The following is a 23,695-nucleotide window of genomic DNA, read 5'->3' as shown; positions in this document are numbered from 1 at the left end:
TCCATTTCGATCACTCGCTCCAGCAATCTACCGTTTTTATTGAAACTTGCTTTAACACAAGTTCAGCTAAAAAGGAATGTTCTAATTCGCGTTTGTTTCGTTTCGATATCTAGTTTTCAAAGAACAAGCTCCATGCAAAAGCAAGCTGTTTGAGAGTTCGAGCTCTCAAAACTGAGCAACGAGTGAGTAGTTTGTGCAGATCTAGTCTGCTATTTGAATGTTTCCACTCGGGAAACGATTCTCCATAGAAAGGAGGTGATCCAGCCGCACCTTCCGATACGGCTACCTTGTTACGACTTCACCCCAATCATCTATCCCACCTTCGGCGGCTGGCTCCTTGCGGTTACCCCACCGACTTCGGGTGTTATAAACTCTCGTGGTGTGACGGGCGGTGTGTACAAGACCCGGGAACGTATTCACCGCGGCATGCTGATCCGCGATTACTAGCAATTCCGACTTCATGCAGGCGAGTTGCAGCCTGCAATCCGAACTGAGACCGGCTTTGTTGGGATTGGCTCCATCTCGCGATTTCGCAGCCCGTTGTACCGGCCATTGTAGTACGTGTGTAGCCCAGGTCATAAGGGGCATGATGATTTGACGTCATCCCCACCTTCCTCCGGTTTGTCACCGGCAGTCTATCTAGAGTGCCCACCCGAAGTGCTGGCAACTAAATATAAGGGTTGCGCTCGTTGCGGGACTTAACCCAACATCTCACGACACGAGCTGACGACAACCATGCACCACCTGTCTCCTCTGTCCCGAAGGAAAGATACATCTCTGCATCGATCAGAGGGATGTCAAGACCTGGTAAGGTTCTTCGCGTTGCTTCGAATTAAACCACATACTCCACTGCTTGTGCGGGTCCCCGTCAATTCCTTTGAGTTTCAGTCTTGCGACCGTACTCCCCAGGCGGAGTGCTTAATGTGTTAACTTCGGCACCAAGGGTATCGAAACCCCTAACACCTAGCACTCATCGTTTACGGCGTGGACTACCAGGGTATCTAATCCTGTTTGCTCCCCACGCTTTCGCGCCTCAGCGTCAGTTACAGCCCAGAGAGTCGCCTTCGCCACTGGTGTTCCTCCACATATCTACGCATTTCACCGCTACACGTGGAATTCCACTCTCCTCTTCTGCACTCAAGTCACCCAGTTTCCAGTGCGATCCGGGGTTGAGCCCCGGGATTAAACACCAGACTTAAATGACCGCCTGCGCGCGCTTTACGCCCAATAATTCCGGACAACGCTTGCCCCCTACGTATTACCGCGGCTGCTGGCACGTAGTTAGCCGGGGCTTTCTTCTCAGGTACCGTCACCTTGAGAGCAGTTACTCTCCCAAGCGTTCTTCCCTGGCAACAGAGCTTTACGATCCGAAAACCTTCATCACTCACGCGGCATTGCTCCGTCAGGCTTTCGCCCATTGCGGAAGATTCCCTACTGCTGCCTCCCGTAGGAGTCTGGGCCGTGTCTCAGTCCCAGTGTGGCCGATCACCCTCTCAGGTCGGCTACGCATCGTCGCCTTGGTGAGCCGTTACCTCACCAACTAGCTAATGCGCCGCAGGCCCATCCCCAAGTGACAGATTGCTCCGTCTTTCCAGTTTTCTTCAGGCGAAGAAAACAATTATTCGGTATTAGCTACCGTTTCCGGTAGTTGTCCCAAACTTGAGGGCAGGTTGCCTACGTGTTACTCACCCGTCCGCCGCTAACCATCCGAGAAGCAAGCTTCTCTTCAAGTCCGCTCGACTTGCATGTATTAGGCATGCCGCCAGCGTTCGTCCTGAGCCAGGATCAAACTCTCCAATAAAGTATTGAAAAGAGCGATAAGCTCATTTTGAATCTGACGAGATTAAAAATCTCATTTGTGCTCCAGCCGATTCAAGCCAAGGCTTGTCTCCAACTTTCGCGTTCATTCTGCAAGCAGAATGTTTACTCACTCGTTGTTCAGTTTTCAAAGATCAAACTTGTTTTCGTTACCGAGTGTTGTTCTCCTCAGCAACTTTTATATCATAACACTTCCGAACCAACTTAGCAAGCTCTTTTTTTAAGTTTCTTTCGAAGCTTATTTGTTTTGCTTGCGGCACTTTGTTTCTCGTGTTTTTTGGGCCGGAAATAGAATATATCATATACACAACACAATTACTACTTGTAAAATATCCCATTAGAAAACTAGCTATATATTTGATTCAACCTCTTCATAAGCTCTTTTTCCAATGGCAATATCCTCTTACTATATCCTATATACACTCACCGGTCTAATCTATCTCAATATAGGTTGTGAACAGACCCATTCAACATCATTACATTCGTTCTATAAAACAAGAAACATAATACCTCTACTCAATAACGCTGCTATCTGTTATGTGGATTTCGAATCTAATAACTGAACTCCATAAGCTGTGGGCTTATATAGATTGTGATTTTCACTTTTTATACTATTAGTCTCTGAACCTGCCCATCACTATCGTGTCGTGATACTGTCCATCCGTGTGTCGCCGATCCTTTTTCAAAATACCTTCAATCTCGAAGCCACTCTTTTGGTATAACTCGATTGCCTTTTCATTGGATGCCAGCACGTTCAACGTCATCTTCTCTACACCAGTCTGGCCTGCCCATTCTATCGACTTCTCCAGCAAGTTCTTGCCAATCCCATGCCCCCAGAACTCTCGGGCTACACACACGCCGAACTCAACTTTATGGCAAAAGCGCTTCAGCTCTGTACCTTCACATCGGGAGTATCCCACAATCTCACCCGCTACTACAGCAACAAGGAACAGATTACGTGACTTCTCAGTGTCCAAATGGATGATCCGCCTAAACCCGGCTGCGTCGATATACGCCTCGCCCTCTTCACGATCCATGTTCTCGGTTTCCCCATCGATCTGTACACGTAGTGAAGACAAGGCCTCAGCATCCTTTTCCTCTGCCGATCTAATGGAGTAAGATAAGCCTCTAATGTAATATTCCTGCTGATCGATCATCATAAGAACCATACCTCCTCTTCCACTTTATTTAATTACTGTACCTGTATCGCTCTACCCCACCTCAGACGGACTCTTGCCCGTAAGCATTTTGAACACCTGGCTAAAATACGTTGCATTACGGAACCCCGTCATCTCGCTCACCTCATATACCATGTAATGTCCCGACTGCAACAGTTCCAACGCTCTCTGAATCCGGTACCCGTTCAAATAACTGACGAAATTCTCACCGGTCACCCTTTTGAAAAGTTGACTCAGATACTTCGGATGTACGAACAGCCCCTTGGCTATCGCTTCAAAACTAATCTCTTCGGCGTAATGAAGCTCTACATACTGTTTCACCTGCTCGATAAGTTTATTGCTTTTCTTCTCGCCCATCTCCTTACGTATCTGTTCCAGCCAGTCGCAGATAATACGATCCATCCAGTTTACCAGATCATGCAAAGCATATTTCGATTGAATTTCACGCAAAAAATCACTCATCGCCAGCGGCGGCGTTAACATAGGATGAAGTCGGTTCCAGCTATGCATCAACGTGTCAAACAGACTGACCGCCACAACCTGTACATCCTGTATCCCAACACATTTCCCCTCTTTCAGCAAAAGGCAAATATGATGCCATACCTCTTCGGCCAGGTCAGGTCGAATATCCGCCCAAGCCTCGTTCCATTGACGAAGCAATAATGAATAATCGGTCACACTTGGTTCTGTTTCCTTCGATGTTTCATAGTGGTAGATACGACTTCCACCTTGGAACTCTGCTGTTTCCACCGCTTCCCTGCTCTCGAGATAGGAATCTATCACCTCACATGGGTGACTCTTGGATCTTCCGATTCCAGCACTCACTTCAATTTTCAGATACGTAAAGATCTGATCGATCATCCTCTCCACGAGTGGCAGGCATTCCTCCAGATGATCTTTATCTCCTAATAGAAGCAACACAAATACCTGATCCGAATAATCAACAATCTCTACCTGACCATTCATGCGCGATGCATGCTCCTTCACCGTCTCCTGAATAATATCGGCCGCCCCATAGCGGAGAAGTTGCCAATCCCGTTCTTTCATTCGTGTCAAAAATACGGGGCGATTCAGTTGCAGACTAATGGCGCGTGTCTGGGAGGACATATGAATGCCTATATAGTCCATGCGTTCTTTGGGCAGCTCGTCTGCCCGATATCGCGTAGTCAGCAGTTCGTGAAGAAATTGTTTGCGCAAATACGGAAGTACCCGTCCAACCTCCTGCTTGTACGTCTGCTCCAGTCGCTCATGCCGCTCTCGCACATCTTGTTCCAGTAACACCTCACGCAGCACAGACTCAATCTCCTCAACCTCTGCCGGCTTCAGCAAAAAGTGATTCACCCCCCAGCGCATGGCTGCCCGGGCGTTCTCGAATTCGTCATATCCACTAAGAATGATGATCGGCAAGTGGGGATGATCACGTCGCAACGTCTGTGTGATCTCAAGCCCGGTCATCCCCGGCAGGTAGACGTCAGTCATAACGACATCTGGATGCATGCGGTGAAACAGCTCCAGCGCATCCAAGCCATTGGAAGCAGTGCCTGCAATGCTGAGGCCCAGAGAAGGCCAATCGATATGATCCGTTAATGCCTTTACAATATGAGGATCGTCATCAACAAGCATAATGGTCTTCATCATTTTTCACCGTCCAGCCATAGATTTAATTGCTCGTCGGTCTCAATACGCGGCAGCGTAATGGTCACTTCCACGCCACCTGACTCTCTATCGCTCAGTTGAACACCATACCTCTTCCCACAATAAAGCTGAATGCGCTGATGTACATTCCGTACGCCGATGCCACACGTCTCTTCGAGTTTCCACCCCTCCGGCAAACCCCGCCCATTATCCGTGATACGAATGACGATATCCTCATGCGGGTCAACTTCTTCGTGCATATGCACATGAATTCGAAGTGTGCCTTCTTCAGGGTGCCCGTGCATAACGGCATTTTCGATGAAGGGCTGCAAAATGATCTTGGGAATGTAACAACCGCGAATATGCGGATCGATCTGCTCCTGATATTGAATGGAGAACGGCAGCCGCTCTGACTGGATGTTAACGTAGCAACGGGCATGTTCCAACTCATCACGAACCCGTATAAACAGTCTCCCTCCACTCAGTCCGATCCGTAACAGCTTACTTAGTTGTACAATCATGCGACTGATATCCTTGGCTTCGTAATCAAGTGCGCGCCAGTGGATCATGTCGAGGGTATTGTATAAAAAATGGGGTTTGATCTGGGCCTCAAGTAACCCCGTCTGGGCTTCACGCTTGGCCCGGCTCTCCTCCTTCACCTGTTCCATCAGCGTCGTGAGCTGTGAAGCCATGTGATTAAAGCCATAAGCCAAATGGGCATATTCCTCCGTAAACGAAAGTTGGACCCGGGTATCGAAGTCCCCTTTCTCCAGTTGTCTCATTCGCTTGATTAATTGTCGCAAAGGTCGGATGATCTGCCTTACAAACAGGTACGCCAACACAGCCGAGCATAATAGTCCCAGCACGGCGATGCCAAGGATCTGCCAGCCTGCTTGTCTGAGCGGAGATAACAGTGTATATACCGGAATAGTCTGTACGAGGCGCCACTGAAGCATCGCTGGTCTGGAGTACAGCACCAATTGAGCACCTCCAGGTTGGCCGGAAACTACTTCGTACCCGTCTGCACCATGCTGGACATGTTCCTGAATCCATGCACTATCTATAATAGAAGAAGATGAATTTACAGCTTCACCCGTTTCCTGTACTGTACTCGCTTCATTTCTTCGATCCGCTCGTTCATTCTCCCCTGTTGGATCAACTCTCCCCATCTGCATTACGACATTACCAGCCGTATCTACCAACAGGACTTTTCCATCAAGCACCATGGGTACATCAGCAAACCTGCGTACGATGTCGGCTCTACTCAGTCGAATGAGTACATAGGCAACCGTCCCACCACGACTGTCGAAAATCCGTTGGGCGTATCCGACCAGGGATTGGCCAGATTCGTTCTCACGCAGCGGAACCCAAGCCGCATCAGCCTTTTCCAGCGTAGCAAACCAAGAGTCGTGTGCGATGGTGTCCACCGGAAATATGCGATCAGCCATAGTCACTGTCACTTCATTAAAGGCATCCGTATACAGTTCGATGGAAGTGATGCCTTCACTCACGACCATGGTATGATCCAGAATTCGAGAGACCTCTCTCCGCTGGTGAATCTGTGCAAGCCTGCCCGTATCAGCCGTTTCGAGCAGACTGGACAGTTCCCGATTGCTTGCCAAGGCATAGGAAGTTCCGGTTACCCCTGTGATGAAATCAAATCCCCGACGTGTGCTTTCGTTCAGAAGAGCCAGGCGTGCTTTGCTAATCTCGGCAAAGGTGACTGCTGAGAAAGACTGATATGCTAGCCAGACCACAACCGAGACGAGCAGGAGGTTAAACGCAATAAAGCAAGTCACCATCAACGTGGAGAGCTTGCTTTGTTGCAGCTTTTGATTAATAAATGAAGACCATCTTCCTTTCCTCATGGAAAAATCAACTCGTTTCGTCTTGGAATTACCCTTTGAGCCCAGAAGTCGCGATTCCTTCCACGAAGTACTTTTGACACACGATAAATACGATAAAACATGGCACCAGCGACAATACCGACATGGCAAACATCGGACCCCAATCGGATTGAGAGCTGGAATCAAGGAACAGGCGCAGACCCAGCGGCACGGTGTATTTGCTAACGTCACTCAGGTAGATCAACTGACTGAAGAAGTCGTCCCATGTCCACAAGAACGTAAAGATCATCGTAGTGACCAATGCTGGGAAAGCCAGTGGAATGATGATTTTGGTGTATATTTTCACAGGACCGCACCCATCAATAGTTGCCGCCTCATCCAGCTCTTTAGGCAATCCCCGGAAGAACTGTACCATGAGAAAAATGAAGAAGGCGTCTGTCGCCAACCATTTTGGCACCACAAGCGGCAGATACGTATTCACCCACTCCAGGTGGTTGAAGAGAATATACTGCGGGATCAGCGTCACATGATGGGGCAGCATGATCGTCATAAGCATCAGTCCGAAGCAGATGGCTTTGAAACGAAAATTCAGTCGGGCGAAGGCATACGCCGCCATAGAGCAGGAGATGACATTGCCCAGTACGGCGCCAAGCGACAGGATGACAGAGTTAGTTAGAAACCGAGAGAACGGGTTGCCCTGAATTCCCGACCAGCCATTCATGTAATTTTGCCAATTCCATTCCTGTGGCCAAAACCAGGTCTCTGTAAAGATCATATGTCCCGGTTTGAATGAGCTGCCCAGCATCCAGAGGATCGGGTAGAGCATGACAAAGGCGATGCCTGAGATCAACACATGTTTGCTGACGACCCATGCTGTAGAGTTCCGTTGTCCAATCATGATTTCCCACCATCCTCATAGTGCACCCACAGCTTGCTACTGCGGAATACGAGCAATGTAAATACGCCAATCAGGATGACCAGCACCCAGGCCATCGCAGAAGCATAGCCCATCTGAAAGAATGAAAATCCTTTTTTGTACAGATACAGAGAGTACATTAAGGTTGAGTTCACTGGCCCTCCGCTACCATTACTGATAACAAAAGCCTGCGTGAACGATTGAAAGGATGTAATCAGCTGCATGACAAGATTGAAGAAGATAACGGGTGACAGAATCGGCAACGTTATATAGAAGAATCTCCGCAGAGGACCTGCACCATCTACCGCTGAGGCTTCATCATACTCGGGTGGAATCTGCTTCAGGCCTGCCAGGAAAATAATCATCGACGATCCGAACTGCCACACGGATAACAGCACGATGGAGTACAGAGCATATTTCGGATTCGCTACCCAATCGGGCGCCTTAATGCCCACCATGGCAAGCATACTATTAAGTAGCCCGTCCCCACCCAGCATTTTACGCCACAACATTGCAATCGCCACGCTACCTCCAAGCAATGTCGGGATGTAATACACCGTACGGTAAATACCGAGTCCTCGAATCCCTTTGTTCAGCAACATCGCTACAAGCAGCGCGAAAATCAATTTGACCGGTACGGATACAGCGACATACGTGAAGGTGACTTTGAGCGACTGGGTGAACAGTTTATCCGATGTAAACATCGTGGTGTAGTTATCCAGACCGACCCAGGAAGGGGCGGCCAGGATACTGTAATCGGTGAACGAGATGTATAACGATACCAACATTGGACCTAGGGTAAGGAATAACAATCCGACAAGCCATGGGGCGAGAAACAGAAGTGCGGCTCCATTATGCGCATATCTCCGTTTTACCCGCCGGGTAGTTACACGCTCGATTCGGGCTTGACTGACCTGTGATGTCGTCATCTTCGCAACCTCCCCGCAGAATTAGAAGTGTGAGACAGTTTCAGTCATTATTGACTCGATCCAAGCGTAGCCTTGGCTCCTTCAATAAACTGGGCAATGACATCTGGAGTATTACCTTGACCGAAGGCGATCTGCTCGCTTGCGCTCTTGAAACTTGTGTCCACTTCAGCAAATCCTTGCGGGTATGGCGGGTCAATCTCGCTGGAGTTCTTCGATACAGTATCGATAAATTGGAAAATGGTTTGCTCCGCTTCCGGCAGCGTAGGCTGCATCTGTTCACGAATGCTGGAATTGACCGGCACCCCACGTTCAGAACCAAGAATAGCGGTTGCTTCTGGATCATTGACCATGAAATCAATGAACATGGCAACTTCCTTTGGATGTTTGGTTTTGCCATAACCGGAGAGGAACTGACCTGGTTTCAGATATTCACCGATTTGCTTTTCACCTACACCATGCGGAAGCACTTGGATGCCAAGCTTATGATCCTGGTTTTTGTTCACCTGCTGGAATGTCAGCAATTGATTGGACCATGCAAAGTCCATGGCGGCTGTGCCCAGTGAGATCGGTCGTGTCTCCAGCGCATTGGTTGTGGATGCCGTTATCTCCGCTGTAGTCACTCCACCATTCTCACGTAGTGCGCTCCACATATCGAACCATTGTTGAAGCTCCTCGCTGGTAGCTGTCATTGTGCCACCATCAAACAATCCTTTCCCTGATTGCCGAATAAACACTTCAAACATGTTCGTTGTACCGGAAATGTCTGCCGATCCATAGAACCCCTCACCTTTGGCTGCGGCGATCTTGGTCGCAATATCCCCAAAATCCTTCCATGTCCAGCTCTCTTGTGGTTCTTCGATACCTAATTCCTGAAATACAGTGGCGTCATATATGACACCTGGTGCGTTTACTCCGAGGGTAATCGCATATAATTTATCGTCAATCGAACCGGCTGTAATCATGCTCTGATCATGATCCTCTGTCCGCAGCTCTTTGCTCTCTGCAAACGGAGTCAGGTCAAGCAAGGCACCACGCCGGGCAAAGTCAGTCAAAAAGGCGTAATCCATCTGGATGATATCTGGTGCATTCGAACCAGCTACCTGTGTAGTCAACTTGTCAAAGTAACCGTCCCAACCGGAATATTCAGGTTTAATGGTGATTCCCGGATGTTTCTCTTCAAACAATTGGATCACTTTGGTCGTCAGATCATGTCTGGTCTGTGATCCCCACCAGGTCATGCGCAGTTCAATCTTGCCTGATGAATCTCCTTCACTTCCACTTGCTTCCCCAGAAGAAGAAGATGTATCGGTGGCCCCTCCAGAACAGGCTGTAGCGAACAATAACAGGGACAGACAGAACAGGGTTACCCACTTTTTTGTAATCATCATAAATGAATTTCCTCCCCTTTTTGCATTTATGGAATCGCTTACAAAACCTATTGTATCGGTCTATTACTGTACATGACATAAACAAAAGTAAGCTTTCCTGTCAAAAAAGTAAGGAGTTACAGGAATCAAAAACCACCAGGAATGATATTCCCGGCGGTGATGATCCCGTCTCAAATATGATTACGGATATACAACCGTATTACGTGGAGCAGAAGACTGTTGTATAGAAACGATAGTATGAAAATCAGACCTCGGTGGTCTGTCAGGAATGTGAGACGGCAGGTGAAGACACCCTGTGTTCAGCCAGATGTTTCTTCATTTTTGCTACTTCAGTTCCTGCCAGCATCATAATGCCTATTCCGTGATTGTCATTGGTAACGGTACGCAAGTCCTGATCATAATACTCTGCCGTAAACGCATATCGTGATCCGCTACACACGCCATGCACACTCCCTTGACGATCAATGGCTTTGCAGATAAGTCCCTTCCAAGCCCGCTCGGCAGCTGTGACGTAAACTTCAGGGTCTTTGAACCAGCCAAAGCGTACACCTCTCGCAAAACCATAGGCAAACATCGCCGTGCAGGAGGCTTCTTCATACGTCTGCGGAACATTCAACACCTGATGCCACAACCCGCTTTCCCCTTGAAGCGCTGCGTACCCCTCACACAGCTCATTGAAGAAATCTATTAAGGCTGGGCGCTCGGGATGCTCTGTTGGCAAAGCTTCCAATACCTCTGTCAAGGAAAACAGTGTCCAGCCATTTCCCCGTCCCCATGGAATCTGCGTTGCCTGTCCGTATTTGAAATCATACACATGGGACATGATCTTGAACTCAGGCATAAACAGATACTTCCGATACAGTGAAAATTGTCTAGCGGCTTCATCCAATGCGGCTGAGTTGCCTGTCACCCGTGCATAACGAACGAGAAACGGCGTGCTCATATAGAGGTCATCTGCCCACATGGTATTCTCGGCATACTCCCCTACACATGTGCGATAAAATGCACCATCCTCCTGCCGTTCCAGGCGGGAAAGCATGAAATCTGCAATCCGTTCAGCAATCGGAAGAAACGTTGGTTCATGACACTCTGAATACGCTTCTAGCATGGCCGAACCAAAAGAACCACAGTTATCCAGCATTTTCAGCATGACCAATTGTTGATTGACTGCCGGGAAACCATACTGCTCCCGATCCCATAAGGAGTATTCATACATCTGGGTACATGCCTGCACATGCTCAGCCGCATAACGTGTAATGTCCGGTCTCTGCAAATAACGCCCCGTCCGTAATAGACCATATACAGTGACACCCAATGGATAATCCCAGCGACCATAATTGGTCACACTGCCCACTGTCCATTTGTTGCTTAACATCGCGTTCTCATAATAAGGTCTGATCCAAGCATCCGGTCGATCTAAGCGCCAATACGTCTGTTCTAGACCCGTTTGATACACTCGGTCCGTTCGAGTCAGATCCGCCAAGTCCGGTTCAACCTCCGACTCAAAAGGTCCAACATATAACCAAGACTCTCCATTAGCTCCGTGCACACGCTGAGGAAGTTCCAGTGAGAGCGGCTTACCCGACACGGTTGCGTTCAAATTAAAATGCCAAGGTCCAGCCGTATCGTCATATTCACTTCGGACAAGCAGGTCACTCCGCCCAAAAGAAGCTGGTACATCCACCTCGAACGGGCCCGCTTCCTTCACTTGCGCCACAGGCTTGCCGCTAATCCATATACTTAGAGAACCGGAAGATTGACCTGACAATCGCACTGCATTCCCGGTTGAATCGTTATTGTTCAGATGGGTCCAAGCATAAGCATGCTTACCAGCAAGATTTCCGAATATTCGCTCGAAAGCTGGCTTGGTTTTATCTTCATCAGACCAGCCTGTCTCAGGCAGCCAGTTCAAGCTGACGTCTGATTCTTTTCCAAGCAGGTCCGGTTGTTTACTCGTGGCTGGGTTCGGTTGGGAGAACACCCACCCCGCTTGCCCCTGTCTCTCCTGAAATGGAGCATATACATTCAAAATGCGCACTTTTCCTTCATCTGACCCAAATTGGCAGCCAAATCCGGCAGGGGTGTTTTTCATCTCCAGCCAAATGGTGTTCCAACCAGGCTTGATATCGATGCTGAGCTTCACCGTTGCGTCTGGACTAATCTCATCCATTACGGTAGAGCGATAGACCAACTGCTCATTGAAATAGAAACGAACAGGCCCATAACAGCGGACCAACACGTCCAGATTCCGGTCCTCGTCCCCCCAAACCAATGCAGCTGCGTAGGATATATGGTCTTTAGGCGCATCAGGAAAGCGTTTACCTAAATTCAGATCATAAAGCCCTTTTTCATTTTGCAAAATACCAGACTTTTGGAATACCCGATATACAAAATCAGCCTGCGCATTGGCTCCAATATACCTCTCGGCCAGTACCTTCAGCACCTGATCCTGATCTTCTCCAAATCGGTAATACATGCTCTGTGGTTCACTGAAATAGGTCGTCATCGATGGCACACATCCTTCTCCCGTTGAAATAAAGTCTTATATCATGGCATTCATACCATCCACACTGGAGCACCAAACTAATATGCAGTAATAAAGTATAGCGCTTAACCTAGGTGGGTAATCCCCTTACCGGGAAGTAGGTATGTCCCTTGGTTATCTTCTGAATAGCCGAATAATAATCCCAGTATAACTGACATGTTCGGTGGTGGCTACAGATTTTTGATTACGCTTACAATTATATCGGATTTAGTCGCCTTTTCTCTCTAGGTTAACTTAAATTTAAACAATGGTTTAAAAACAAGAAAACGTTACCGATATAAATACTAGATTGAAAAATTCCACTTTTTGTATCGGGAAGGAAAGATGCACATTGAATACTCTTGAATCTCTGGTAAATGCTATGCCTTTTGTTAGCCAAATGTTCCGTGACGACATATCCATATCCATTAATGATCATGAGAAAGTATTGTATTTTTCCGAAGCAAAAAGTCTGGAGATTGGCGTGAAGGTTGGGGATGAGCTGCATGATGATTATAAACATTTCAAAATGCTGACTAACAGAGATTCCCGTACCGTGGCACGCATGCCTGGTGATCTGCAGGGCAGACCTTTTGATGCCATTCTAATCCCTATTAAAGAGAACGATCAGGTCGTGGGTATATTGGGTGTGAACTACGCACTGGATAGTCACATGACACTGGAAACGCTGATCCGTGAAAACGAAACAACCATTAATGCGCTCGTCGGCGGCATTCAGCAGATTGCTGCACATTCCGAAGAACTCTCTGCGACCTCGGAAGAGATTCTGCGCAATTCCAAAAAAGCTTCAGAGAACTCGGTCAGTGTAAGTAAAGTAACAAACGTCATTCGTGAAGTATCGGAACAAACCAATCTGCTTGGACTAAACGCCATGATAGAGGCAGCCCGTGTGGGCGATCAGGGGGCCGGATTCGGTGTGGTGGCCAGTGAAGTACGTAAACTGTCGGATCATACGAAACAAGCAGCAGCTGATATCGAATCGTCCCTAGGCAGCGTGCAAGATTCCATGAAACATATGGAGCAGGAGATCGGTCAGATTACAACCGCAACAGTGGATCAGGCCAAGCTTGTTACCGAGTTCATGGAAAGTATCGAACAGCTTAGTGAGACAAGCGCGAATCTGAAAAAGTTCGTACATCAGATGCTGGCGCTCGAATAACAATAGAGTTCCACAACAGAAAGAACAAACGATATGAAATGTACATAACAAATGATTTAGAATGTGAAAAGCCTCCGGCCACTTCCCTTTACAGGAAGTCAGCGGAGGCTTTGTTTCGTACTTGCGGTGATATCACCTTTACGGTTTATGCTCACACGGCTGTTATATCTCTACAGCGACGCCAAAATGGTCAGACACGACCGGTCCGTTTTTACCGTTCAAGACCACGGTAGAAGATTTAGCCTGAATCGGACGATTGGAGAAAATATAGTCGATCCGAAGATCGCGTTTGTTATCTGCCCAGCCGGCAATGGCCTTCACCACGGTTGCTCCTTCATCCTTTTGCAATGCTGTGGTGTACAGGTCATTCCAGCCTTTGCTCATCATATAATCATAACCTTCATCACGCACTTCCGCGACATTATTAAAATCACCCATTATATATAACGGTTGGTCCATGTAGGGGGCAAGCTTGCTCTCCGTCAACTCCCACTGTCCCTTGAAAGGTTCCTGCGCATCATCCCACCAGTTATAATGTCCGTTCACAAACCAGGTTGCTTCACCTTGGACGACCGTCTGAATTCCCACAATCTTGCGTGTACGATAGTTGTTATAATCCCGCATGTGAGACACGTATTCCCCAAAAGCCTGCTTAATCGGCGTCCGGCTAAGGATCGCCAGTCCTTCATCGTATTTTTGAAACCCAACATGCGCGGGAATCCACGTCCAGTAATATTGCTCTGTCAGCTTCTGAAGCAGGACGTAGGCATAGTTGTCTTTTTTAATCACTGCATCGGGTTCAGTAGCATAATACATCTTCAGTTCTTCTTCAGAAAGCGCGACTTCCTGCATCGATTGGTTGACCTCCTGCATGGAGATCACATCGAATTGATGTGTATTAATAAAATCAGCCAGCTGACTGATCTTGTTCAGTTGATCCTCTTCCGCCCAAGCGTGTGTGTTTAACGTAAGTATTTTCATATGCTCTCTCCTGTTGTGTGTAATATGGCCGTTTCCCCGGCCTGCATCGTTCCTGAAAGGAATACATACCATAAGCATACACAATATGGTGCAATCATGCATTCCGTCCGCCAGCAGAACCGACGTGTTCATCCTGATTCCAGTTGGTCTAAAATAACTTCAAATTCTTCATAACCCATGCACGGATTGGCTCATAACTGATATGATGGATACAACAAATTTACAACATCATGTCATAGACGTGGTGATTACTGAACCTATGTTTACCCCAGGAGATGGAATGATGAACATACCGAATAACATGAGGATGGATGATGCGCAGTGGCAACAGTTGATCAGGCAGGTTGCAGAGCATTTTAATAACCTGACGATTATGCGCGGATTCCAATATTATAAACAGAAACGTGTCGGACCATTAACCTATTCCGAACAACAAGGGATCTCGGCCGTTGTACAAGGATCGGAAGAGTACGAGGTCACCCTGAGCATGCAATCCCTGACTACAAGTCATTGTACCTGCCCGGTGAGTTCCGTATGCAAACATATGACGGCTGTATTAATGAGTTATGCCGAGCAACTGGAGCGACCTGTGCATGCGATTGTGAATGCACACTCCAGTACCGCACTCAAACAAACGACCAAACCCATCGGGGCCATGTCCGCAGGAATATCCAGCTATGCAGATGCCGATGAACAACAGGATATGGACATTCCGGACAACCGATACAGCCAGATCAAGGAACGTGCAACAGAGCTTGCTGATCTCGAAATCTCGGAATGGCACGAGCTGTTCCACTCCTGTCTGAGACGGCTGGGGACTGGCACAGCAAGCACATCCTACGTGCAAGAAGCAACGGACGAGCTGTATGCCATTAAACCAAGGCTTAACGCTGCGATGGACCAACTTTTTGAACTACATGTGCAGCTGCACCTCATCCGATTCTGCGTGCCTCCGGCTCGTAACTCCATCACGCATACCCCCGTGTACTTGAGCTACCCTGCCCAGCTCGCGGTGGATGCACTTCAGAAAGACATTGAACGGATCTTTAACCATCCGCTAGACCTGTCAGGTCTAAAGGGAAACAAGCTTGAACAACTTTGGAACAGACTGGCCGAAACCTCGGCTTATTTACGCAAACAGATGATGCCTGAGACAGCCAGCATGATGTTCTTCACTCCGATCTATCGACAACTGTGGTTGAACTGGATCGTACCTGAGCTGCAAGGGTCGCGGGACATGTTAGTGTCGGAACAGGCCATCTTAGATGATATAGAACGCAATATAACCGCCGCTTCGTCACCTTCCCAGTCAGGTGGAAGTGTCTTGAGTAGCGCTCAAAGTAATGGAAGTAGTAGTGATAGACCAGGCAAAGCCGTAACACTGCCTCTGCCGCTAGTACTCGCGCAGAGCTGGATGCACTTCCATCTGGGACAAGATGATCAGGCATGGCAGCGACTCATCCATGGAAGCTCGGCCTACGGTTTCCCGCCAGAACAACTGTTGCATTTTCTCCATGTACTCGCAGATTCGGCTGAATGGGAGCGGCTTGGGGATTGGTTGGTACAACTTGGCCCCCTTCTGGCGAATCGGCGTAATACACCTTTGAATGATTACATGCATCTATGGGATACGGCCATTCAACATCTGCCCGATGCAGAGAACCGTATGTGGGACACGCTTGTCAGTATGCTTCCCCACTCCCGCCCCGCCTACGAGGATGCTATGCATTCGCGTGGACAGTGGCGCAGATGGATTGATTTTCAGCTGAGTACGGGAACGGAACCTCTCGAATTCCGCGTAGCGATGCTGCAACCAATCGAAAAAGATGCACCTGAGCTGCTGCTTCCCTTCTATCATCAGGCAGTGGAGCGTTATATCGGACACAAAAACAGGGACGGATACAAAGCAGCGGTGAAGCTGTTGAAACGTCTGTCCAAAATCTATAAAAAAATGAAGCAAGAAGCGCACTGGGAGCAATTCATCACCACACTCGCCGTTCGTAACAGTCGGCTGCGCGCCCTGCAGGAAGAGCTTCGGAAAGGTAAACTGATCTCATGAGCTTAATTCATCCTTACACTGAAACGATTGAGGTTCACGTCGCTTTAACCGGATATGGCGATGCTTTGTTTTACGGAGCACTCAACACACACCACTTTGTACCGGGACAGTCGCTTAAGCAGCGATTGTTCGCTTGGCATCCGCCTTCCTTCTACGGGACCGAACTGGAAGTTCGGCAGATTGAGGAGATTGAGCTGGTTGTTCTGCCTGCGGAAGAAGTGATTCCCTTCTTTGCCGAGATGCATACTCTGCTTCATATTGAATGGAAGTGGGACGAGCAAGCGGAACATCTGATTCGACTAGCTCCAGCACTGGCATCCTCCATAGAGAAACGAAAATACGTACCTAGCTTCGAGGCATACCGTGCAGGACAGCTTCAGTGGACCTGGGACCCGGATAGCTTGAAAAAGCAGGATCGGGCATCGCTCACCAAAGTGATTCAGCAAACGGACGAGAGTTATGCCGAAGGACTTGGGGCGGCCTATTCCGCCTTTGTATTCCAGCGCTGGTACAGTTCGGAAGAAGCTGCAACGGATCTGCGGCGTGAATTCCCGCAGTTGTTCCCAGAGCGCGGCACTCTACCCAAGACAGCCGGGATGGATGCTCAGTCCTGGCTCGTATCCATTGGCTGGAAAGCAGATGCCGCACCATTCAGACCCATGCTGCAATTGCAGGAGCCGGACGAGGATGAGCCATCTTGGCGGCTGCGACTGGTATTGCAGAATAAGCTGGATGCCGCTGTATTGGTGCCCGTCATGCTGGATTCACGCGGCAGACTTGAAGGCGAATGGCCAGAGGTATGGACACCGTTCATTCTGGATCGCTCCGCCGGATGGCTGGATCAGCTGCGTGCACATCTGCCGCGTCTCGGAAGCTCCATTAGCGGCAGGCGGGATGTGCTGAGTGACCCTTTGGGAGATCAGGAAGCCTGGCAGTTTCTGACGCAGGATAGCGGCAGGTTGCTCGCAGCGGGCTGGCAAGTTCTGCTGCCTGGTTGGTGGGAAGCAGCCCGTAAGAAGAAACCAAAGCTGCGTGCCAAGGTGCAGCCGGAGGAAGGCAGTGAACGGGGACAGTCGTTCTTTGGACTGGACTCGATTATTCATTTTGACTGGCGCATTGCGATTGGTGACACGGATCTTAGCGAAGATGAATTCGCCGACCTTGTTGCCCGTAATGAACGACTGGTTCGCTTCCGTGGAGAATGGGTTCCTCTCGACCCCGACCTGCTGGAACAGATACGTCGTGCCATGGGCGGTGTAGGTCGGGAACAGGGACTCTCATTCCAGGATATTCTACACCTGCATCTGCTGCATAATGAGCAACGAGAATATCGCAACCAGAAATGGAAGGAAGGACAACAAACCGAGGAAGACCAGCAACCACAGGATGATCAGAACATTCGGCTGGAAGTAGAACTGAATGAGCACCTGAACCGGGTTATTGCACAACTCGGGGGCGGACAAGGCGGCGCACCTTCCCTGCCCATTCCGACAGGGCTACATGCCGAGCTGCGATCGTATCAGAAGGAAGGTTTTGCATGGCTTGGTTTCCTGCGCAGATTCGGACTTGGGGCATGTCTTGCCGATGATATGGGTCTCGGGAAAACCATTCAGTTCATCACGTATCTGTTACACATCAAGGATCATGAACCACGTAAGCCGGGACAAGCCCCGGTTCTTCTGATCTGCCCAACTTCCGTACTGGGCAACTGGCAAAAGGAAATTAGCCGCTTCGCACCCTCCATTAATGTCAGTCTGCATTATGGCGCACGCCGATTAAGTGGAGAAGAATTCCGGGAGCAGACCGAGCAGGTGGATATTATTATCACGTCCTTTGCTACGGCTACACTGGATCAAGAGATGTTACAAACCTACACCTGGGCATGCATCTGTCTCGATGAAGCGCAGAATATCAAAAACGCCCAGACCAAACAGTCCTTGGCGGTCCGCAGTTTCCCGGCGAAACACCGCATTGCCATGACAGGTACGCCGATCGAGAATCGGTTGTCCGAGCTGTGGTCGATCTATGACTTTATCAATCCAGGATATCTGGGCAACGCCCGGGCATTCCAGACTCGCTTCATCAGTGCCATTGAAAAAGATAAAGATGAGCAGCGCATGCAGGATCTACAGCAATTGGTGAAACCATTCATGCTACGCCGTAAGAAAAAAGATCCCAATATCCAGCTTGATCTGCCGGACAAAAACGAGATGAAAACCTATATTCACCTTACGGGCGAACAAAGTGCATTGTATGACCAGTCCGTACAGGCCCTGATGGATAAAATGAAAGAGCTGGAAGGCATCAAGCGCAAAGGTGCCATTCTATCGGCGTTAACCCAGCTCAAGCAGCTGTGTGACCACCCTCTGCTGTTGACCAAAGAGGCTTTGCCTGAGGAACTGCCTGAAGACGGCGCATTAACATCTGCTTATGACGTGTACAGTCCGCAAGATATGGCGATGCTGATTAGTCGCTCCGCAAAACTGGAACGACTGATGGAACTTGTCCGGGAATTGCGGGACGAAGGCGAGCGATGCCTTATTTTCACCCAATACATCGGTATGGGACAGATGCTGCAACAAGTACTGCGTCAGGAGTTGCAGGAGCCTGTGCTATATCTGCACGGAGGTACGTCCAAAACGGGGCGCGATCGTATGATTGAGGAATTCCAATCCCGCACACTACCTGAGGACAAACAGCCGTCCGTCTTCATTCTGTCCATCAAGGCAGGCGGCGTGGGATTGAATCTGACGGCTGCCAATCATGTCTTCCACTTTGACCGCTGGTGGAACCCCGCTGTTGAGAATCAAGCCACCGACAGAGCTTATCGGATGGGTCAGACCAAAGATGTTCAGGTGCATAAGTTCATCTCTCTTGGCACATTAGAGGAGCGGATCGACGAGATGTTGGAGAGCAAACAGCAGCTCAGCGATAACATCATCACAAGCTCTGAGAACTGGATTACCGAATTGTCCACGGACGAGTTGCAGGATCTGTTCACTCGGCGTCGTGACTGGTCGGGCTAACTTGGATTGAAGAAAACAGTATACAGACTGGGTCCACACCCGGAATAGATGAGATATATCATAAAAAAGAGAAATACAAAAAGAGCGAAGTTTCGGAAAGTAAATTCCGGCTTCGCTTTTTTTGTGTTGTTGCAGTTAATTATCCGTTCTTAACGCATGTTACCGATGATGGATGATCTTGAATCCTGCATTTTTTTGACAAAGTTTGTCATGACATCAAACGCTTCATTGCGCTTGTTGGACATGGACTGCAGACGAAGCATGTCCATCTGTTGCGAGTTGCTTGCAGCATCAATTTGACCTTTCAGCTTTTGAACAGCTGCTTCATCCCCGTTTTGCTGGGCTACCTGCAATTGAGAGTTCAACTCCGCGATCTGTTGATTACGGTTCTGTACTTCCTGGATTTGCGTTTGCAATTGCGCATCCAGCAATTTGGCGCGTTCGCTCTGAACCATCATCAAAGCCGTTTCGATATCCATACTGCTAATGTTGATAGGTGTTACGCCAGAGATGTTGGAGACTGAAACTGTGCTCGCTGAAGCTGAAGAGACGATGGATACTGCAGCAACAGCAGCAACCACTGTTGAAGCGAAAAATTTGCCTGAACGTTTCATGAATGTTCCTCCAAGTATATATGTAATTTGTACCAGTTTTTTGTTGGCATCTTCCGCCATTCTAAATCAAAAGAACTAGTTGTACAATCAAATTAACTTCAAATTTGAATTAATTTCGTTTCCCCTTACACACGGCTACCTCCGCTTACAATTTGAGTAAATTAAGCAGGGCATAATAAGTAAAAGTACATTCTTACAGGCATATTTACTACGACTAGATTGTTCTTTACTCCTACGCTTGAAAGTCACATTGGAGATCGACGATACGCTCATGATTTTACTTTGGAAAATGGTTATGTTATATTTAATAATATATTTTACGCAATTTAATTTTGTGATATTTATTATAAATTTATGTTATATATTTTACGGGAGGTTTTAATATGAAAAAGATACTGGTTGTTCTAACAAATGTAGATAAGTACGCAACAAAGGACGAGCCTACTGGCTTGTGGCTGAGCGAAGCAACTCATTTTATTGAAGAGTTTGACCATAATGACAATGTTCAGATCGATCTGGTCAGCCCTAAAGGCGGGAACGTACCTCTTGATCCGAAAAGTCTGGGCGACTCTCTGGATGAGAGCACCAAAGCCTATTTCGAGAACGAAACGTTCATGAACCAATTGAAAAATACGTTGAAACCTGGCGAAGTAAACGCGAGTGACTACGATGCAATCTACTTCACAGGAGGTCACGGTACAATGTGGGATTTCCCGGACAATGCCGAACTTCAAGAGCTTTCTCGTGATATCTATGAAAAAGGTGGCGTTGTATCCGGCGTGTGCCACGGGGTTACAGCCCTGTTGAATGTGAAGCTGTCCAACGGCCTGCTATTGATCAACGACAAAACCGTTTCCGGCTTCACGAATGAAGAAGAAACATTGGCTCAACAAACCGAGTATGTTCCTTTCCTGCTGGAAGATGCTTTGAGAGAACGCGCTGCACAATATGATAAAGCTGCTGCCTTCAGTTCCTATGTCACAACAGATGGCCGCGTGGTCACAGGACAGAATCCGCAATCTAGCAAAGCTGTAGCTGAAAGTGTTAAACAACTGCTGGGTCTGTAAAATAAACCGATCGATCCCTCTCCTCCCCCAGGAGATCATATAGATGTACAAAGCAAAACAGCACGTGATCCGTCATAATCTGACAGAACACATGCTGTTTTTTTCTAGTGATTTGTCGAAGTAGAAACTTCCGTTGCTGTTCCTCCAGACAAACGCTTCACGATATAAGGCACGGTCACCGATGTCAGGATCACGGCAAACGCAATCTGAGCGATAGCTGTGTCCACATATGGCGCATACGTTGGATTGAATTCTGCCGCCATCGATGGCACGACCATGGACAATCCAGCAACCGAACATGTCGCAGCCGCTGCGTAACCGGGTCGTCTTAATATCGTGCGATCGATTCCAATGAGCGGTAACATGCAGATCAGCAAAAATAATACTGTGACCAGCAAGCCGGACAAACTGGACTGAAATGCAATACGCAGATCAATATTGGACCCAAAGCTGGTACCTAGAAAAGGTAGCAGAATCAGTGTTCCCGGAGCAAACATCTTCTGGATGTTGCTATCCAGGTTACCAAGCAGTATCCCGATCAAAAAAGGTACTAGTGTAGCAAGTACACTGAGATAATCGATACCGACACCGCTTGCCGAATTCAATATCATGACCGGAATAACCGGTACGGCGATCAGATTCAGAATGCCAAACGCAGCACGATCCACATCATCTCCATACGTGTTCATCAAGGCCAGATATAATCCTGGATTACAACTGGTCAGAACGGCAATGAAAGCTACCGCTGACACTCCTCCAACCCCACTGATACCGAAAAAGTGTACAAACGCCCAGCCGAACAGGCAGCTGATGAGGATGCGTGAAATACAGAGCACTCCTGCTCTCTTCAAGGTCACCAGAAGCTGTGACAAGTTAAGCTGTGTTCCTGATATCAGTAAAATCATACCGATCAGCACCATGGTACCTTTCGATGTGAGTAGCGCTGTTGTTGGATCTCCGATCTGAAAAAACAATGGAAACACCGTGTTGATGACCGCAGCGGCCAGCATAGGAACAATCAGCAAGCCGCCGGGTATTTTTTTGATACGACCCAAAATGTTCATGGTGTGTTACAGTTCTGCTCCGTTGGTACGGATCACATTCTGATACCAGAAGAAGGAATCCTTACGATATCTTTTCAGCGTACCATTGCCGTAGTCGTCCTGATCGACGTAGATAAATCCGTACCGTTTGCTCATCTCGGAGGTCCCTGAACTGATCATGTCGATTGGTCCCCACATCGTGTATCCCAACACCTCGACCCCATCAGCAATGGCGAGTCCCATCTGTTCGATATGTTTGCTTAGGAAATCAATCCGGTAAGGATCGTTGATCGTTCCGTCTTCATTCAGTTTATCGTAGAAACCTGAGCTATTCTCCAGAATGAAGACAGGTTTTTGATACCGATCATAGACGAGATTAAGCGTATACCGCAGGCCAATCGGATCAATCTGCCACCCCCACTCGTTAGCGGGCAGATGCGGGTTTTTATATACGCTGTGTACATTACCTGCCGTTAGTTCGAGCTGCTCCGTATCACTGCTGGAAATCATCGAGTTGTAATACGACATCCCCACGAAATCAGCCGTGTGTGCACTAATGCTATCCAGATCACCGTCCTCGATATTCAGCTGGATCTCCTTGTTTTTGAAATACGTTTTACTATAGTAAGGGTACTCGCCTTTATTGAGCACATCGAGATAGAACTGATTTTTCATCTGATCATCCTGTTGCATCTGGAGTGCGTCCTCCGGCTTGCAAGTGTAAGGATACGTTGTAAAATAAGCCACCATACTTCCGATCTGGTTATTCGGATCAATCTCATGTGCCATCTTGGTTGCTCTGGACGCAGCTACAAATTGATGATGCAGCCCCTGGAACAGCATTTCTTCATAATTTGGAGCATCATAATCAATGATTCCCAGCGTTTTGGCCGATGCTTTCACGCTCATGTTGATCTCGTTGAACGTCACCCAATATTTCACTTTGCCCTTGTAGCGATTAAACAACACATCACAATAGTTCACATACAGATCGATCAGCTTCCGGTTATACCATCCTCCGAACTTGTCCATCAGTACAATTGGTGTATCAAAGTGACTGATAGTGATCAGGGGCTCCATACCGTGTTTAAGACATTCATCAATCACCTGATCATAGAACTCTAATGCCTTTTCATTCGGAGTAGCATCGTCGCCACCCGGGAATACTCTGGCCCATGAAATCGAATAACGGAATACTTTGAAGCCCATCTCGGCAAACAAGGCGATATCCTCACGGAAAGAATGATAAAAATCAATTCCCCGGCGCTTGGGATATTTAACTGTATCCTGGTCATTCCTGGCCTCTTCAATCATCTCCCAATTCACTCTGATCTGCTTGGTCACTTTGCGGTCGTTCTTCTCGTTAAATTTCATCACTTCAGGGATGGTCAGACTCTTGCCGTCCACATTATAAGCTCCCTCGGCCTGACAGGCAGACAGTGCACCGCCCCATAAAAAATCTTTTGGAAAATTGGAATTCGTCATTTTAG

Annotated in this window: 15 protein-coding genes and 1 rRNA gene; 4 read left to right on the top strand and 12 right to left on the bottom strand. The window is 48.1% G+C overall.

What is annotated here, in order from left to right; all coding sequences use genetic code 11:
• Positions 1 to 248: 248 nt before the first annotated feature.
• The 8 genes from V6668_RS01395 to V6668_RS01360 form a co-directional block, all read right to left on the bottom strand.
• Positions 249 to 1,801 (bottom strand): 16S ribosomal RNA (locus V6668_RS01395).
• Positions 1,802 to 2,432: 631 nt separating this feature from the next.
• Entirely contained in the window at positions 2,433 to 2,978 is a 546-nt protein-coding gene (locus tag V6668_RS01390) for a GNAT family N-acetyltransferase (RefSeq protein ID WP_338707539.1), read from the bottom strand.
• 51 nt (positions 2,979 to 3,029) lie between these two features.
• The gene (locus tag V6668_RS01385) at positions 3,030 to 4,634 is read right to left on the bottom strand and encodes a response regulator (protein WP_338707538.1); all 1,605 of its coding nucleotides are present in this window, start codon (positions 4,632 to 4,634) and stop codon (positions 3,030 to 3,032) included.
• Complete coding sequence (locus V6668_RS01380) at positions 4,631 to 6,499, bottom strand: sensor histidine kinase (protein ID WP_338707537.1); 1,869 nt, start codon at positions 6,497 to 6,499, stop codon at positions 4,631 to 4,633. The genes V6668_RS01385 and V6668_RS01380 overlap by 4 nt, the downstream gene beginning before the upstream one ends.
• A 28-nt stretch (positions 6,500 to 6,527) precedes the next feature.
• A complete protein-coding gene (locus V6668_RS01375; protein WP_036616400.1) occupies positions 6,528 to 7,376 on the bottom strand; it encodes a carbohydrate ABC transporter permease in 849 nt (282 codons plus the stop codon).
• A complete protein-coding gene (locus V6668_RS01370; RefSeq protein ID WP_338707536.1) occupies positions 7,373 to 8,323 on the bottom strand; it encodes a sugar ABC transporter permease in 951 nt (316 codons plus the stop codon). Before V6668_RS01370 ends, V6668_RS01375 begins: the two co-directional genes overlap by 4 nt.
• A gap of 47 nt (positions 8,324 to 8,370) precedes the next feature.
• A complete protein-coding gene (locus V6668_RS01365) occupies positions 8,371 to 9,711 on the bottom strand; it encodes an ABC transporter substrate-binding protein (protein ID WP_076329661.1) in 1,341 nt (446 codons plus the stop codon).
• 262 nt (positions 9,712 to 9,973) lie between these two features.
• A complete protein-coding gene (locus V6668_RS01360) occupies positions 9,974 to 12,217 on the bottom strand; it encodes a glycoside hydrolase family 88/105 protein (RefSeq protein ID WP_338708879.1) in 2,244 nt (747 codons plus the stop codon).
• 370 nt (positions 12,218 to 12,587) lie between these two features.
• Here V6668_RS01360 and V6668_RS01355 point away from each other — a divergent pair, with 370 nt between their 5' ends.
• Positions 12,588 to 13,415, top strand: coding sequence for a methyl-accepting chemotaxis protein (locus V6668_RS01355; RefSeq protein WP_017691152.1), 828 nt, complete (start codon positions 12,588 to 12,590; stop codon positions 13,413 to 13,415).
• Positions 13,416 to 13,577: 162 nt separating this feature from the next.
• Here V6668_RS01355 and V6668_RS01350 read toward each other — a convergent pair whose 3' ends face one another.
• Positions 13,578 to 14,396 carry an endonuclease/exonuclease/phosphatase family protein gene (locus V6668_RS01350; RefSeq protein ID WP_338707535.1) on the bottom strand — a complete coding sequence of 273 codons (819 nt, stop codon included), beginning with the start codon at positions 14,394 to 14,396 and terminating at the stop codon, positions 13,578 to 13,580.
• A 280-nt stretch (positions 14,397 to 14,676) separates the two neighbouring features.
• On the opposite strand from V6668_RS01350, the gene V6668_RS01345 reads away from it, so the two are divergent.
• A complete protein-coding gene (locus V6668_RS01345) occupies positions 14,677 to 16,455 on the top strand; it encodes a hypothetical protein (protein ID WP_338707534.1) in 1,779 nt (592 codons plus the stop codon).
• 5 nt (positions 16,456 to 16,460) lie between these two features.
• A complete protein-coding gene (locus V6668_RS01340; RefSeq protein ID WP_338708878.1) occupies positions 16,461 to 19,481 on the top strand; it encodes a DEAD/DEAH box helicase in 3,021 nt (1,006 codons plus the stop codon).
• A gap of 149 nt (positions 19,482 to 19,630) precedes the next feature.
• Here the strand turns inward: V6668_RS01340 and V6668_RS01335 are convergent, their stop codons facing one another.
• Positions 19,631 to 20,095 (bottom strand): hypothetical protein, encoded by a 465-nt coding sequence (locus V6668_RS01335; protein ID WP_051447427.1) that lies wholly within the window; start codon positions 20,093 to 20,095, stop codon positions 19,631 to 19,633.
• A 383-nt stretch (positions 20,096 to 20,478) separates the two neighbouring features.
• On the opposite strand from V6668_RS01335, the gene V6668_RS01330 reads away from it, so the two are divergent.
• Positions 20,479 to 21,162 (top strand): type 1 glutamine amidotransferase domain-containing protein, encoded by a 684-nt coding sequence (locus tag V6668_RS01330; RefSeq protein WP_100526493.1) that lies wholly within the window; start codon positions 20,479 to 20,481, stop codon positions 21,160 to 21,162.
• A gap of 104 nt (positions 21,163 to 21,266) precedes the next feature.
• On the opposite strand, the gene V6668_RS01325 is transcribed toward V6668_RS01330, so the two are convergent.
• Together V6668_RS01325 and V6668_RS01320 are read right to left on the bottom strand one after the other, a co-directional pair.
• On the bottom strand, positions 21,267 to 22,226 hold the full coding sequence (locus tag V6668_RS01325) for a 2-keto-3-deoxygluconate permease (RefSeq protein ID WP_338707533.1): 960 nt from the start codon (positions 22,224 to 22,226) through the stop codon (positions 21,267 to 21,269).
• 6 nt (positions 22,227 to 22,232) lie between these two features.
• Positions 22,233 to 23,690 carry a glycoside hydrolase family 1 protein gene (locus tag V6668_RS01320; RefSeq protein WP_127546510.1) on the bottom strand — a complete coding sequence of 486 codons (1,458 nt, stop codon included), beginning with the start codon at positions 23,688 to 23,690 and terminating at the stop codon, positions 22,233 to 22,235.
• Between the last annotated feature and the right edge of the window lie 5 nt (positions 23,691 to 23,695).

Source organism: Paenibacillus amylolyticus (assembly GCF_036894225.1).
Lineage (GTDB): Bacteria > Bacillota > Bacilli > Paenibacillales > Paenibacillaceae > Paenibacillus > Paenibacillus amylolyticus.
Note: the sequence above shows the minus strand (reverse complement) of the source record. Positions and strands in the feature narration are given on the sequence as shown.

Excerpts from the sequence above, each read along its gene's own strand:
- V6668_RS01390 (WP_338707539.1), bottom strand. The coding sequence starts at position 2,978 with ATGATGATCGATCAGCAGGAATATTACATTAGAGGCTTATCTTACTCC.
- V6668_RS01385 (WP_338707538.1), bottom strand. The coding sequence starts at position 4,634 with ATGATGAAGACCATTATGCTTGTTGATGACGATCCTCATATTGTAAAG.
- V6668_RS01380 (WP_338707537.1), bottom strand. The coding sequence starts at position 6,499 with ATGAGGAAAGGAAGATGGTCTTCATTTATTAATCAAAAGCTGCAACAA.
- V6668_RS01375 (WP_036616400.1), bottom strand. The coding sequence starts at position 7,376 with ATGATTGGACAACGGAACTCTACAGCATGGGTCGTCAGCAAACATGTG.
- V6668_RS01370 (WP_338707536.1), bottom strand. The coding sequence starts at position 8,323 with ATGACGACATCACAGGTCAGTCAAGCCCGAATCGAGCGTGTAACTACC.
- V6668_RS01365 (WP_076329661.1), bottom strand. The coding sequence starts at position 9,711 with ATGATGATTACAAAAAAGTGGGTAACCCTGTTCTGTCTGTCCCTGTTA.
- V6668_RS01360 (WP_338708879.1), bottom strand. The coding sequence starts at position 12,217 with ATGACGACCTATTTCAGTGAACCACAGAGCATGTATTACCGATTTGGA.
- V6668_RS01350 (WP_338707535.1), bottom strand. The coding sequence starts at position 14,396 with ATGAAAATACTTACGTTAAACACACACGCTTGGGCGGAAGAGGATCAA.
- V6668_RS01345 (WP_338707534.1), top strand. The coding sequence starts at position 14,677 with ATGATGAACATACCGAATAACATGAGGATGGATGATGCGCAGTGGCAA.
- V6668_RS01335 (WP_051447427.1), bottom strand. The coding sequence starts at position 20,095 with ATGAAACGTTCAGGCAAATTTTTCGCTTCAACAGTGGTTGCTGCTGTT.
- V6668_RS01330 (WP_100526493.1), top strand. The coding sequence starts at position 20,479 with ATGAAAAAGATACTGGTTGTTCTAACAAATGTAGATAAGTACGCAACA.
- V6668_RS01325 (WP_338707533.1), bottom strand. The coding sequence starts at position 22,226 with ATGAACATTTTGGGTCGTATCAAAAAAATACCCGGCGGCTTGCTGATT.
- V6668_RS01320 (WP_127546510.1), bottom strand. The coding sequence starts at position 23,690 with ATGACGAATTCCAATTTTCCAAAAGATTTTTTATGGGGCGGTGCACTG.